The organism is Vibrio sp. AK197, from assembly GCF_053903115.1.
The window spans coordinates 3058075-3072880 of the sequence record NZ_CP096430.1 but is presented as its reverse complement, the minus strand read 5'-3'; the positions used below and the strand labels follow the sequence as shown (position 1 = coordinate 3072880).

The 14806-nt window shown below is 46.8% G+C and carries 7 protein-coding genes, 1 tRNA gene and 2 rRNA genes; 5 read left to right on the top strand and 5 right to left on the bottom strand.

Going from position 1 to position 14806, the window contains the following annotated elements:
* The first annotated feature begins 64 nt into the window (after positions 1-64).
* From M1D72_RS21370 to M1D72_RS21360, 3 genes are all read left to right on the top strand, one after another.
* Positions 65-2955, top strand: a 23S ribosomal RNA gene (locus M1D72_RS21370).
* A gap of 161 nt (positions 2956-3116) precedes the next feature.
* A 5S ribosomal RNA gene (gene rrf / locus M1D72_RS21365) occupies positions 3117-3233 on the top strand.
* A gap of 159 nt (positions 3234-3392) precedes the next feature.
* Positions 3393-3483 (top strand) — tRNA-Ser (locus M1D72_RS21360).
* Between the two features lie 187 nt (positions 3484-3670).
* Here M1D72_RS21360 and add read toward each other — a convergent pair.
* The 5 genes from add to glnA all read right to left on the bottom strand — a co-directional run bounded on the left by add (position 3671) and on the right by glnA (position 11821).
* A complete protein-coding gene (add, locus tag M1D72_RS21355; protein WP_456296453.1) occupies positions 3671-4675 on the bottom strand; it encodes an adenosine deaminase in 1005 nt (334 codons plus the stop codon).
* A gap of 99 nt (positions 4676-4774) precedes the next feature.
* Positions 4775-7312: a phosphodiesterase GepA gene (gepA, locus tag M1D72_RS21350; protein ID WP_390194430.1), complete on the bottom strand. Its 2538-nt coding sequence runs from the start codon at positions 7310-7312 to the stop codon at positions 4775-4777.
* A 140-nt stretch (positions 7313-7452) separates the two neighbouring features.
* Positions 7453-8856, bottom strand: coding sequence for a nitrogen regulation protein NR(I) (gene glnG, locus M1D72_RS21345; protein ID WP_390194432.1), 1404 nt, complete (start codon positions 8854-8856; stop codon positions 7453-7455).
* Between the two features lie 30 nt (positions 8857-8886).
* Positions 8887-9876, bottom strand: a complete 990-nt coding sequence (gene glnL / locus M1D72_RS21340) for a nitrogen regulation protein NR(II) (protein WP_456297447.1) — start codon at positions 9874-9876, stop codon at positions 8887-8889.
* A gap of 535 nt (positions 9877-10411) precedes the next feature.
* Positions 10412-11821, bottom strand: a complete 1410-nt coding sequence (glnA, locus tag M1D72_RS21335; protein ID WP_456296452.1) for a glutamate--ammonia ligase — start codon at positions 11819-11821, stop codon at positions 10412-10414.
* A 500-nt stretch (positions 11822-12321) separates the two neighbouring features.
* Between glnA and typA the strand changes: the two genes are divergently transcribed.
* Positions 12322-14151, top strand: coding sequence for a translational GTPase TypA (gene typA, locus M1D72_RS21330; RefSeq protein WP_390194437.1), 1830 nt, complete (start codon positions 12322-12324; stop codon positions 14149-14151).
* An 84-nt stretch (positions 14152-14235) separates the two neighbouring features.
* Positions 14236-14757, top strand: coding sequence for an AAA family ATPase (locus M1D72_RS21325; RefSeq protein ID WP_456296451.1), 522 nt, complete (start codon positions 14236-14238; stop codon positions 14755-14757).
* Positions 14758-14806 lie beyond the last annotated feature (49 nt).

Here is a 14806-nt window from a genome sequence, read left to right as displayed (position 1 = left end):
TATTTGTCTTCACTTTAAAAAGTGAAATCAAATGGGCCATACGCAAGACCCTTTGGGGTTGTATGGTTAAGTGACTAAGCGTACACGGTGGATGCCTTGGCAGTCAGAGGCGATGAAGGACGTACTAACTTGCGATAAGCGTAGATGAGGCAGTAAGAGCCACTTGAGTCTACGATTTCCGAATGGGGAAACCCAAGTGCATAAGCACTTATCTTGCAGTGAATACATAGCTGTAAGAGGCGAACTCGGGGAACTGAAACATCTAAGTACCCGAAGGAAAAGAAATCAACCGAGATTCCGACAGTAGCGGCGAGCGAAATCGGATTAGCCCTTAAGCTTTTAATGATGCAGGTGAACAAGCTGGAAAGCTTGGCAATAAAGGGTGATAGCCCCGTAGCCGCTCCATCATTTTGAGTGAAAACGAGTAAGGCGGGACACGTGATATCCTGTTTGAAGATGGGGGGACCATCCTCCAAGGCTAAATACTCCTGACTGACCGATAGTGAACCAGTACCGTGAGGGAAAGGCGAAAAGAACCCCTGTGAGGGGAGTGAAATAGAACCTGAAACCGTGTACGTACAAGCAGTAGGAGCACCTTCGTGGTGTGACTGCGTACCTTTTGTATAATGGGTCAGCGACTTATATTCAGTGGCAAGGTTAACCGTATAGGGGAGCCGTAGGGAAACCGAGTCTTAACTGGGCGATTTAGTCTCTGGATATAGACCCGAAACCGAGTGATCTAGCCATGGGCAGGTTGAAGATTGAGTAACATCAATTGGAGGACCGAACCGACTAATGTTGAAAAATTAGCGGATGACTTGTGGCTAGGGGTGAAAGGCCAATCAAACTCGGAGATAGCTGGTTCTCCCCGAAAGCTATTTAGGTAGCGCCTCGGACGAATACTACTGGGGGTAGAGCACTGTTAAGGCTAGGGGGTCATCCCGACTTACCAACCCTTTGCAAACTCCGAATACCAGTAAGTACTATCCGGGAGACACACGGCGGGTGCTAACGTCCGTCGTGGAGAGGGAAACAACCCAGACCGCCAGCTAAGGTCCCAAATTATTGCTAAGTGGGAAACGATGTGGGAAGGCTTAGACAGCTAGGATGTTGGCTTAGAAGCAGCCATCATTTAAAGAAAGCGTAATAGCTCACTAGTCGAGTCGGCCTGCGCGGAAGATGTAACGGGGCTAAGCAATAAACCGAAGCTGCGGCAATGCGATTTATCGTATTGGGTAGGGGAGCGTTCTGTAAGCGGTTGAAGGTGTGTGGTAACGCATGCTGGACGTATCAGAAGTGCGAATGCTGACATGAGTAACGATAAAGGGGGTGAAAAACCTCCTCGCCGGAAGACCAAGGGTTCCTGTCCAACGTTAATCGGGGCAGGGTAAGTCGACCCCTAAGGCGAGGCCGAAAGGCGTAGTCGATGGGAAACGGGTTAATATTCCCGTACTTCTTACAATTGCGATGGGGGGACGGAGAAGGCTAGGTGGGCCTGGCGACGGTTGTCCAGGTTCAAGTGCGTAGGCTTAAGAGTTAGGTAAATCCGGCTCTTTTTAAGGTCGAGACACGACGTCGAGCCACTACGGTGGTGAAGTCATTGATGCCATGCTTCCAGGAAAAGCCTCTAAGCTTCAGATTGTAAGGAATCGTACCCCAAACCGACACAGGTGGTCGGGTAGAGAATACCAAGGCGCTTGAGAGAACTCGGGTGAAGGAACTAGGCAAAATGGTACCGTAACTTCGGGAGAAGGTACGCTTCTGACGGTGAAGTCTCTTGCAGATGGAGCTATCGGAAGTCGCAGATACCAGGTGGCTGCAACTGTTTATTAAAAACACAGCACTGTGCAAAATCGTAAGATGACGTATACGGTGTGACGCCTGCCCGGTGCCGGAAGGTTAATTGATGGGGTTAGACTTCGGTCGACGCTCTTGATCGAAGCCCCGGTAAACGGCGGCCGTAACTATAACGGTCCTAAGGTAGCGAAATTCCTTGTCGGGTAAGTTCCGACCTGCACGAATGGCGTAATGATGGCCACGCTGTCTCCACCCGAGACTCAGTGAAATTGAAATCGCTGTGAAGATGCAGTGTACCCGCGGCTAGACGGAAAGACCCCGTGAACCTTTACTACAGCTTGGCACTGAACATTGAGCCTACATGTGTAGGATAGGTGGGAGGCTTTGAAGTAATCACGCCAGTGGTTATGGAGCCATCCTTGAAATACCACCCTTGTATGTTTGATGTTCTAACTTGGTCCCCTAATCGGGGATGAGGACAGTGCCTGGTGGGTAGTTTGACTGGGGCGGTCTCCTCCCAAAGAGTAACGGAGGAGCACGAAGGTGGGCTAATCACGGTTGGACATCGTGAGGTTAGTGCAATGGCATAAGCCCGCTTGACTGCGAGAATGACAATTCGAGCAGGTGCGAAAGCAGGTCATAGTGATCCGGTGGTTCTGAATGGAAGGGCCATCGCTCAACGGATAAAAGGTACTCCGGGGATAACAGGCTGATACCGCCCAAGAGTTCATATCGACGGCGGTGTTTGGCACCTCGATGTCGGCTCATCACATCCTGGGGCTGAAGTCGGTCCCAAGGGTATGGCTGTTCGCCATTTAAAGTGGTACGCGAGCTGGGTTTAGAACGTCGTGAGACAGTTCGGTCCCTATCTGCCGTGGGCGTTGGAGAATTGAAAGGGGCTGCTCCTAGTACGAGAGGACCGGAGTGGACGAACCTCTGGTGTTCGGGTTGTGTCGCCAGACGCATTGCCCGGTAGCTAAGTTCGGAATTGATAACCGCTGAAAGCATCTAAGCGGGAAGCAAGCCTTGAGATGAGTTCTCCCTGGCGCTTTAAGCGTCCTAAAGGGTTGTCGTAGACTACGACGTTGATAGGCAGGGTGTGTAAGCGTTGTGAGGCGTTGAGCTAACCTGTACTAATTGCCCGTGAGGCTTAACCATACAACACCCAAGGGGTTTTGTGGGCTCAAAGCAAGAACAGAATTGAATGTGTAAGAAACAGAACGAAACCAGCTTTCCAAACTTTTTGTTTTCACTTTTTTAGAAAAAGTGAAAGTAAAACAGATAAACTTGCTTGAATGAGCGGGTTTAAAAAGAATTTGCTTGGCGACCATAGCGATTTGGACCCACCTGATTTCCATGCCGAACTCAGAAGTGAAACGAATTAGCGCCGATGGTAGTGTGGGGTTTCCCCATGTGAGAGTAGGACATCGCCAGGCTTTATTTGCTTATCTTGGTTATAGTTTGCATCTTTTGATGCTTGCGATACTCGCATACATTTGTATGCTGCGTGTCTCAGCTCAAAATCTACAGCACATAACGCAAGATAATCTAAATAAAGCAAATCTTTATAAGACTTTGTTTAGATAACAATTTGTGGAGAGATGGCTGAGTGGTTGAAAGCACCGGTCTTGAAAACCGGCATACGTTAATAGCGTATCTAGGGTTCAAATCCCTATCTCTCCGCCACTATTGGGAAAGCCCGCTGAGAAATCAGCGGGCTTTTTTACGTCTATCGTAAATAAACAACCAGCGACCTTTGCGGCAAGATGATCTCTCTACCCTACTCTACTTAGCTTTTTGTGTTACTCGCCGAGCGAGTTGCAGACAATAAAAAGCCGATGCTAAGCATCGGCCAGGCGTAATAAATTGAAATTTAAGCGCGCTTGCTTGCCATTTCTTTTAGCGCTTGTTTTTCTGGTTGAGACAGAAAGGCTAACTCCAAGCCATTGATTTGAGCTTGGCGAATTTGCTCAGCACTTAAGCCTGCCTTTGGCGCTGCCACTTCATATTCATAAGGCAGTTCAATACCTTCAACCGCTGGGTCATCGGTATTTAGACAAGCTAATACACCGTGCTCCAAGAAAGTTTTAAGCGGGTGTTGGCTTAGCGAAGCGACCGTGCTGGTTTGAATATTGGAGGTAAGACAAGATTCGATACCGATACGGTGCTTGGCGAGATAATCCATCAGCTTTGGATCCTCAAGCGCTTTAACGCCGTGGCCAATGCGGGTCGCGCCTAATTCTTCAATCGCTTGCCACATGCTTTGTGCGCCCGCGGCCTCGCCCGCATGAACGGTCACGCTGAGTCCGGCATCTTTTACTTGCGAAAAATGTTTAACGAAGCGCTCTCCAGGCTGGCCAAGTTCATCACCTGCAAGGTCAACTGCGACAATCTTGTCTTTATGGCTCAGAATCGCATCCAGCTCTTGCTGGCATGCTTGGGTGCCAAAGGTGCGGCTCATAATACCGATAAGATTCGCTTTGATACCAAAATCTTTACTACCTGCCTGTACACCGTCGATGACAGCCTCAACCACACCCTCAACAGGCAGTTGATGTTTCATCGCCATGTAATACGGTGAAAAGCGCAATTCCGCGTAATCGATCTGCGCGTTGAGCGCGTCTTCAACATTTTCATAAGCGACGCGGCGGCAGGCATCCAGATCGCCAAGAACGGCGACACCCCAATCGAGCTTTGAAAGAAACGCAACCAATGAAGGCTCAGCTTCGACAATCTGCACATGTGGGGTTAAGTCTTTAATATTATTTGCAGGAAGAGCAATCCCAAATTTTTGCCCCAATTCCAAAATGGTTTGGGTGCGAATATTGCCATCAAGGTGGCGATGCAAATCAGTGACGGGGAGAGATTTGGTTATCATTATGATTATTCCAATTAAAGGTGATATTGATAAGTATAAAAACCCGAGCCCTCGCTGTCAGTAGCGAGGGCTGGCAAAAGTTCCTTTTGTGCTTGGATTTTAATCAGTGTTTACGAATTGTGTTGGCCACTCTTCATAGGGCATAGGGCGACTGTAAAGGAAACCTTGGCCTAGAGGACAATTGAGTTCAACCAACATCTCGGCTTGTTTTTCGGTCTCGATCCCTTCGGCAACTAAATTGACATTCATCCCTTTGGTCATATTGATAATCGCGGCCACCACCGAATTATCGAGCTCTTTATCGTTCAGTTTGTTGACGAACGTTCGGTCTATCTTCAAGCAGTTGAATGGCAATTTATGCAGGTAAGCAAGGGAGCTATAACCGGTACCAAAATCATCGATCGCGATATGCACATTGAGCTCGCGAATCGACTGCATGTTTTTGACAATAATAGGGTCATTATCGACGATACGTGACTCAGTAATTTCCAGTGTTAAATTTTCTGGTTGTAGACCTGTGCGTGTCAAAACGTGTTTGAGCGTATCGATAAAGTCGGGCATCGATAATTGATCGACGGATAAGTTGACGTGAAGATTAAAGTCGCTTTCCCATTTACCTTGCTGCATCCCTTTTACGGTATCGGAACAGGCTTTTGTCAGGATTTGTTTGCCGATTGGAGCGATTAATCCGCTTTCTTCAGCAATGGAAATAAACTCAAGCGGCGGAATGACGCCTTGATTCGAGTGCCAGCGTGCAAGCGCTTCTGCGCCAACGACACGGCCAGTTTTTAAGTCGACTATTGGCTGGTAATAAGGAACAAATTCTTCGTTTTCCAACGCATCTTTAATTTTTGCCTGCATTTGTGTTTTGCGTCGCGAGAGGTCGGCCATTTCTGGTTTGTAATAGCTGATTTTTGTCGGCTCTTGTTTGGCATTGCTAAGGGCAATACTGCCGTTACGCAACCACAAGGTCATATTGGACGGTGATCCCTCAGCAACAATCCCCACGGATACGTTTACCACGACATTTTCTTGCTGCATGCTGAAAGGCGAAGCAAACATCTTTTGGATGCGGTTCGCCATGAGGGACGCCTCAATCTTAATTGCGGGGTTATCGACATAAATAGCGAATTCATCGCCGCCAATACGAGCGATGTATGCATCTTTTTCAAACAGTGCTTTCAGGCGTTCGGAGATGATAACCAACAGTTGGTCACCTTTGTAATGACCGAGGCTGTCGTTAATATCACGGAACTTATTGATACCAATCAGGAATAAACAGCCATTGAGCTTGCGTAAATTATCACAGGTATCGATTAGCCCCTCGCGGCTATAAAGCTTGGTGAGTGAGTCATACAGCAGCTGTGAACGCAGTGCTTTAAAGGTGGCTTTTAGGTTGTTGGCCATTTCTGTAAACGCGTGAACCAGCATGGTCGTTTCATAAATGTGCCCCGGCTTTGGCATTTGGCTTTCCCAGTCGCCTTTGGCAAGGTTTCTCGCCGCGGTAGCGGTGGAAGTGATAGGCGCCGTCACTTTGTTAAAAGCAATCAGCCCCACCAAAATGCCAAGAAGACTGACACATAAGCCAATCACCCAACTGTCTCGCTGGCTGCGCGCCAATTCGCCGAGTAGGTCTCCTTCAGGAATTACGACGCCGATGTACCATTTCAGGCCATATTGATCGATATAAGGGGTCACTCGGTTGAAGTAACGCTCTTCATCAAGCAAAAAGGTAAACTGGTCGACATCGCCAGGTTTAGGGAGGTCGGTTTGCATGATTTGTTGAGCGCTTTTACGAATCACAGGATTACTGTTTTCTGTCAAAAGTAAACGCTCACCTTTATCACTGTACTGTGTTCCCCAAGAGACAATACTTCCGGTAGAAGATTGAGCGATCAGGCGATGTTTGGGATCAAAGAGATAAATAAGCGCGTTGGTTTCTTTCTGCTTTTCACGCAGAAAAGCACTAAAGGTATCTATTTTAACATCGGTGACCATTACCCCGACAAAGCGCTGATCTTGAAAAACAGGGTTTAAGGCCGACAAGGTGATATCTTGTCGTTCATCAACATTTGCATAGATGGATGACCACATAGGGCGCTCTGTTTGGGCTACAGGCACATACCAAGGGCGAGTTCGTGGGTCATACTCAGGCACCAGCGAACGAATATCATCGTTGACTTCATCGCCACGATAGATAACCAGTTGATTGCGAGTACGGTCATCCTGAAGCATTAAGGTGTATCGGTCGTTGAGTTCTTTACGAAAACCGACGTATTCACCATTGATACCACCAAAACCGATGGCGTCTATTTGCGGAATTTCTCGGTAGAGATTGCGAAAACCGCTGATTAGGTATTTTTCAATATCTTGAGTATTATCTTTGCGGTAAAACTGATTGAAACCTAACGTGTGGCTGAGTTGTAAACTGGCTTGAAATGGACGATTAAGGAAATTACGCAGCTCAAGGTTAACGTTTGAGGTCATGGTCGACAGCTGTTTAGTACTGACATCCGATACCATGGTTTCGTAGTTATTTTTTTGCACAATAACGATGATGCCAATGGCGAATAAAAAAATCAGGACAAAAGGAAAAACCACCGCTGTTTTTAACGTTATTTGATTTATTGTGCGCATAAAAAAGCTCTTAAGAAGCGTATGTATTCGTGTTGTACCACATGTAATAATGAATAGTAGGGAGAGATTTACAACTTTTTCATTATGTGACGAGTAACTTGGTACTTACAAGGTACAACACGAATTCGTGGGAGCAACCTTTAATAAAGCTCTTTTAGTTTTCTTGTCAGTGTATTTCTACCCCACCCCAATACTTTAGCGGCATCTTGCTTGTGTCCTTTAGTATGTTCTAAGGCCACTTCTAACAAAATGCGCTCAAACTCAGGGAGTGCAAATGCTAACAGTTCCGTTTCCCCTTGGGAAAGGGCTTTTTTCGCCCAATTGGCTAATTGTTGCTGCCAGCTGACTTCATCTGAGAAATGGTGCAGTGATTTTTCTTCAAGAAGCTCCGAAGGCAAGTCACTCGGGAGAATTTCACTACCACTTGCCATTACGGTTAGCCAGCGACAGATATTTTCCAGTTGGCGCACGTTACCTGGCCAATCGAGCTGGTTAAGAATCTCTACGGTTGATGGATGAAGTGTTTTGACATCGACCCCTAACTCCTCTGAAGCCAGAGCCAAGAAATGCAGCGTCAGCTTTTCAATATCTTGGCGACGTTCGCGCAGCGATGGAATATGGATACGAATGACATTAAGACGGTGGAAAAGGTCTTCACGAAAATCCCCTTCATGGACCAGCTTTTCAAGATTTTGGTGGGTTGCTGCGACGATACGAACGTCGACTTTAATCGCAGAATGACCACCCACACGATAAAATTGTCCATCGGCCAAGACACGTAACAAGCGAGTTTGAATATCGAGTGGCATATCACCGATTTCATCAAGAAACAGTGTCCCGCCGTTGGCTTGCTCGAAGCGACCTTGACGAATATTATTGGCCCCCGTGAACGCGCCTTTTTCGTGGCCGAACAGTTCTGATTCAATCAGGTCTTTAGGAATGGCGGCCATATTGAGGGCAATAAATGGCTTTTGCGCACGGGGACTGTGGCGATGCAGTGCTTGTGCAACTAACTCTTTACCAGTACCGGATTCACCGTTAATCAATACGGAAATCGATGAGCGAGATAGGCGGCCGATAGCGCGAAACACCTCTTGCATCGCAGGTGCTTCACCAATGATTTCTGGTGCTGCATAAGTATGCGTTTCTTCTTTCGCTTGCTCCTGCTTTTGCTCGTGACTGTGAGTGACGGCACGCTCCACCAAGGTCAGGGTTTCGTCGACATCAAAGGGCTTAGGTAAGTATTCAAATGCCCCTTTTTGATACGCGTTGACCGCCGCATCGAGATCGGAGTGCGCGGTCATAATGATAACCGGTAGCTCCGGATAGCTGTTGTTCACTTGTGCCAGTAACTCGATGCCATCGATGCCTGGCATGCGAATATCGGAGATCAGTACATCTGGCGTTTCACGTTCTAACGCCAGCAATACGCTTTCCGCATCGGAAAAGGTCTCACATTTGATATCGGCCGAGGATAATGTTTTCTCCATTACCCAGCGGATTGAGCTGTCATCGTCTACGACCCAGACATATCCCTTACTCATAATTGAATTCCTTACAGCAATGCGATGCCTTTAAATCGGCAAATAAATCGTAAAAATGGTTCTTCCTGGCCAGCTTTCAACGTCAATCTTGCCGTTGTGCTGGTCAATTAAGTTCTGTGCAATTGAAAGTCCTAACCCGGTACCGCCTTCGCGGCCACTGACCATCGGATAGAACAAGGTGTCTTGAAGCTCTGTGGGTATACCTGGCCCGTTATCAATAATTTCAATGCGCGCCGCCAGTTTACAGCGCTGACCATGGATATTGGCTTGATGCACTGTTCTGGTGCGAATGCGGATTTCTCCGTGTTCTTGTTTGGAGAGAATCTCTGCCGCGTTGCTGACGATATTAAGCAGTGCTTGTTCTATCTGATCCGGATCCATCAATATATCGGGCAGACTTGGGTCGTAGTCACGTTCAATGACGACGGATTTACCAATATCCAACTCCACCAGTTGGCGAACTTTCTCGATCAGTAAGTGCAAGTTGATCGGTTTCTTTTTCCCCGGTTTTTGAGGGCCAAGTAGACGATCAACCAACGAACGCAGACGATCGGCCTGTTCAATAATAATTTGGGTATATTCGGTCAGAGATTCATCGGGCAAAGTGCGTTCTAAGAGCTGCGCTGCGCCACGTAAGCCACCAAGCGGGTTTTTAATTTCATGAGCCAGTCCTCGCACTAATAGTTTGGCGGCTTGCTGTTGCGCATGTTGGTTGAGTTCTTGCGTTAGGCGGCGCTGCTGGCCAATTTTGCGCATCTCAATTAGCAACATCAGCTCTTTTTCCCAAGAGATAGGGCTAACGGTTACCTCCAGCATCAATGGTTTCCCATCAACGACAAACGTCACATCGCTATCGGTAATGCTTTGCCCACTTTGTAGAGGCTGGGAAAGAAGCGCGAGATCAAGCGAGGCGTGTTGAATAAGATTCGATAACGGCTGGTCAACAATACGTTTCGCACTTTGAGAAAAAAGCTGCTCTGCGGCAGGGTTGGCGTAACGCACCAATAGTGACTCTTCCATGATTAATGTGGCGGTCACTAAGTTGTCTAGAATGATGTCACTTAGCTTTGGACTCACAGTTGATATCCTTGTCAATGTATTATTAGGGTGCACTGCCCTAATATGGTGCACTGTATTTTCCCAAGTATGGCGCATAACCTGTTTAAGCTGAAGCTTAATTCCAATAAGCCTTGTTAATTTAAGACCTTAGACGACATGCAAAAATCAGGGTCTGCATATGCACCGTGATTCCCCTCAATGATGCAATAAGCTTGCCGTATCTAACGATCTGAAATTAATACAATTGGTTGACATTTTTGCCAATAACGATGGTTATTGAAGACAAATACGATTTGAGAGTGACATGACGTTATTAAGCATTTTGTGGCATAAAAATGCGCCACTTTGGTGGGCCAATACATCACCACGCAGTGGTTAGTGCTGAATCATTATATGGTGTTCTTTTTTGGTGAGGAGTGCTTCGCCTGTTTACCGTCATGGTGCTTTGAGGTAAAAAAAAGCTCGCCATTGGCGAGCTTTTCAAATCACTTAACGCTTATACAGAGTAGTAAAGTTCAAACTCAACTGGGTGAGTTGTCATGTTTACTTTCTCTACGTCGCCAGATTTTAGAGCGATGTAAGAGTCGATAAAGTCGTCAGAGAATACGCCGCCAGCAGTTAGGAACTCACGGTCTGCATCAAGTGCGTCTAGAGCGCCTTTGAAAGATTCAGCAACAGTTGGGATTTCTGCTGCTTCTTCTGCTGGTAGATCGTACAAATCTTTATCCATTGCATCACCAGGGTGGATCTTGTTCTTAATACCGTCAAGACCAGCCATAAGTAGCGCAGAGAACGCTAGGTATGGGTTTGCTGTTGGATCTGGGAAACGAACTTCGATACGACGAGCTTTAGGGCTTGGTACCACTGGGATACGGATTGATGCAGAGCGGTTACGTGCAGAGTAAGCAAGCATAACAGGTGCTTCGAATCCAGGAACCAAACGCTTGTAAGAGTTGGTTGATGCGTTTGCAAATGCGTTGATTGCGCGAGCGTGTTTGATAACACCACCGATGTAGTACAGTGCTGTTTCAGATAGACCGCCGTACTTGTCGCCAGCGAATAGGTTAACACCGTCTTTCGCTAGAGATTGGTGAACGTGCATGCCGCTACCGTTATCGCCTACAAGTGGTTTAGGCATAAAGGTTGCTGTTTTACCAAATGCGTGAGCAACGTTATGAACAACGTATTTGTAGATTTGGATTTCGTCAGCTTTGCTGGTTAGCGTGTTGAAGCGAGTTGCGATTTCGTTTTGACCCGCAGTTGCTACTTCGTGGTGGTGTGCTTCTACAACAAGACCCATTTCTTCCATGATCAGACACATAGCAGAACGGATATCTTGTGATGAATCAACAGGTTGTACTGGGAAGTAACCACCTTTCACGCCAGGACGGTGACCTTTGTTGCCTTCTTCGTAGTCGGCATCAGAGTTCCAGCTTGCTTCGACATCATCGATTTTGTAGTAAGAACCAGACATATCTGATTTGAACTTCACATCATCAAATAGGAAGAATTCTGGTTCTGGGCCCACCAATACAGTGTCAGCGATACCGGTTGAACGCATGTACTCTTCTGCACGGTGTGCGATAGAGCGTGGGTCACGGTCGTAACCTTGCATTGTTGAAGGCTCAAGAATGTCACAACGGATATTTAGCGTTGCTTCTTCTGTAAATGGGTCTAGAACGGCTGTGGTTGCATCCGGCATCATCACCATGTCAGATTCGTTGATACCTTTCCAACCTGCAACAGATGAGCCGTCAAACATCTTACCTTCTTCGAAGAAGTCTGCGTCAACTTGATGCGCAGGGATAGAGACGTGTTGCTCTTTACCTTTCGTGTCGGTAAAACGCAGGTCAATAAACTTAACTTCGTTTTCTTGGATCAGCGATAAAACATTTTCTACTGACATCTTGGATAACCTCCAGTGTTATTAAAGCGGTGAAAGCCGAATTCCTTTTGAATCCAGCATTGATTAATTTCATCTCAATTTAATTAATCGATGCTATTTTCCGTAAAGCTAATTCCATGCCAGAAAACAATTTTCATATAAATCAGCATGTTGTGAAATTTATGCCCATTTTCGGGCAAATGCGTGCACCACAATGATCCTTTTATGCACCATTTGTGTGCGTTTTATGTGTTGTGTGCACCATGATGTGACATTTTGAAAAATCATTGAGCCTTCTAATAACCGCTTTGTCAATGTGGACAAGGTCGGAAAAAACCGAATTTGATGCATATTTATCGCAATGCTGGCAACACTCAGCAAAAAGCACAGGGTTAGATCACATATTTCTAGGCTTTTCTCTAAAATCTGGTACATTACGGACGTTTTTTTAATCAAGTGAGCATGCCTTTTAACGGTTACAATTAGAAGATGTGCTTCTTATACCGAGTGAATCGAATTCCATGACTACTCCACAGATTGATAAATTAAGAAATATCGCGATCATCGCGCACGTTGACCACGGTAAAACCACGCTGGTAGACAAACTACTTCAGCAATCCGGTACCCTAGAGTCTCGCGGTGAAATCGAAGAGCGAGTCATGGACTCGAACGACATCGAAAAAGAACGTGGTATCACCATCTTGGCGAAAAATACGGCGATCAACTGGAATGATTACCGCATTAACATCGTTGATACCCCTGGACACGCGGACTTCGGTGGTGAAGTTGAGCGTATCATGTCAATGGTTGATAGTGTTCTACTGATTGTTGATGCCGTTGATGGCCCAATGCCACAAACTCGTTTCGTAACGCAAAAAGCGTTTGCTCATGGCTTGAAGCCGATTGTCGTTATCAACAAAATCGACCGTCCAGGTGCACGCCCTGACTGGGTAATGGACCAAGTGTTTGACCTGTTTGATAACCTAGGTGCCAGTGATGAGCAGCTTGATTTCCAAGTCGTTTATGCTTCAGCGCTAAATGGTTGGGCGAGTTTAGAAGAAGGCGAAACGGGTGAAAACATGGAGCCGTTGTTTGAAGCGATCGTTGAGAACGTTGATGCGCCAAATGTTGACCTAGAAAGCCCACTGCAGATGCAGATCTCTCAGCTCGACTACAGCTCTTATGTTGGGGTTATTGGTGTTGCTCGTGTGACTCGCGGTACTGTTAAACCAAACCAACAAGTGACCATCGTTGGCGCAGATGGCAAAAAACGTAACGGTAAAGTGGGTACGGTTTTGGGTTATTTGGGCCTTGAGCGTCATGAAGTTGACCAGGCTAACGCGGGTGACATTATTGCGATTACCGGTCTTGGTGAGCTTAAAATTTCTGACACCATCTGTGATCCAAACGCAGTTGAAGCGATGACACCGCTATCAGTTGATGAACCGACCGTTACCATGACCTTCCAGGTCAACACGTCGCCATTTGCAGGTAAAGAAGGTAAGTTCGTCACTTCGCGTAATATTCTTGAGCGTCTTGAGAAAGAATTGGTGCATAACGTAGCGCTACGTGTTGAGCAAACTGACGATCCAGATAAATTCCGCGTATCAGGCCGTGGTGAGCTTCACCTTTCTATCCTGATCGAAAACATGCGCCGTGAAGGCTTCGAGCTTGCTGTTTCTCGTCCTGAAGTGATCATCAAAGAAGAAGATGGTCAAAAAATGGAACCGTTTGAAACCGTGACTATCGACGTGCTTGAAGAGCACCAAGGTGGCATCATGGAAAACATCGGTCTGCGTAAAGGTGAACTGAAAGACATGGCGCCAGATGGCAAAGGCCGTGTACGCATGGACTTCATCATGCCTTCTCGTGGTCTGATTGGTTTCCAAACCGAGTTCATGACACTCACCTCAGGTTCAGGCTTACTGTACCATACGTTTGATCACTACGGTCCTCATAAAGGCGGTACTATTGGTCAACGTAACAATGGTGTACTGATTTCTAACGCCACTGGTAAGGCACTGACTTACGCCCTGTTTAACCTTCAAGAGCGCGGCCGCTTGTTCGCTGAGCACGCTGACGAAGTGTATGAAGGCCAAGTTATCGGTATTCACAACCGTTCAAACGACCTAACAGTTAACTGTTTGAAAGGTAAGCAGCTAACGAACGTTCGTGCTTCAGGTACCGATGACGCACAAGTTCTGTCTCCGGCGATTAAGTACACACTAGAGCAAGCTCTAGAGTTTATCGATGACGATGAATTGGTTGAAGTGACGCCAGAAAACATCCGTATTCGTAAGCGTTACTTGACGGAAAATGACCGTAAACGTGCTGGACGTGGTGCGAAGTAACTTCGCCAAGTAAGCCGTTATTGTTAGGCCCCGGATTGTGAGCAATTCGGGGCTTTTTTCTATTAGTTAATAGGCAAATGAAGCATGAAAAAGGTGATCATTAGTGGTGGGCCTGGCGCAGGGAAAACCACTTTAATTGAGTACTTGGCTCATCGAGGCTTTCATACGTTTGCTGAGGTGCCCCGACAGCTTATCGAAGTCCAAAGCCAGCGTGTGGATGGCATTCTCCCTTGGCATGACTTACCGGCCTTTGCCCAATTGTGCCTAGATGCTATGTGTCAACATAAGCAGCAGGCAGAGGCTTTGCCTCTGGCATTTTTTGATCGCGCGATTGGTGATATTTGTGGCTACCTTACTCTGGGTGGCTTTACACCCGATGAGGCGTATCTTCAAGCCAGCCAAGGCTACTATCCGCAAGTCTTTGTTTGTCGCCCGCAGGCGGCTATCTATGTACAAGATGAGATTCGTCCATATCCGTTTGAACAGGCCTTAGACATTCATCGACAACTGGTACAAAGCTATCAGGTGTTAGGGTATGAAGTGGTTGAGGTGCCTTGGGCGAGTGTCGAGCAACGCAGTGAATTTATACTGAGCTACGTGCAATAATAAAAAAGCATGGTCGAAACCATGCTTTGATGTTTAGTCCAACATTGGA

Coding starts and splice junctions, on each gene's coding strand:
- gepA (WP_390194430.1), bottom strand. CDS start 7,312: ATGCGCACAATAAATCAAATAACGTTAAAAACAGCGGTGGTTTTTCCT.
- typA (WP_390194437.1), top strand. CDS start 12,322: ATGACTACTCCACAGATTGATAAATTAAGAAATATCGCGATCATCGCG.
- add (WP_456296453.1), bottom strand. CDS start 4,675: ATGATAACCAAATCTCTCCCCGTCACTGATTTGCATCGCCACCTTGAT.
- glnL (WP_456297447.1), bottom strand. CDS start 9,876: ATGGAAGAGTCACTATTGGTGCGTTACGCCAACCCTGCCGCAGAGCAG.
- glnA (WP_456296452.1), bottom strand. CDS start 11,821: ATGTCAGTAGAAAATGTTTTATCGCTGATCCAAGAAAACGAAGTTAAG.
- glnG (WP_390194432.1), bottom strand. CDS start 8,856: ATGAGTAAGGGATATGTCTGGGTCGTAGACGATGACAGCTCAATCCGC.
- M1D72_RS21325 (WP_456296451.1), top strand. CDS start 14,236: ATGAAAAAGGTGATCATTAGTGGTGGGCCTGGCGCAGGGAAAACCACT.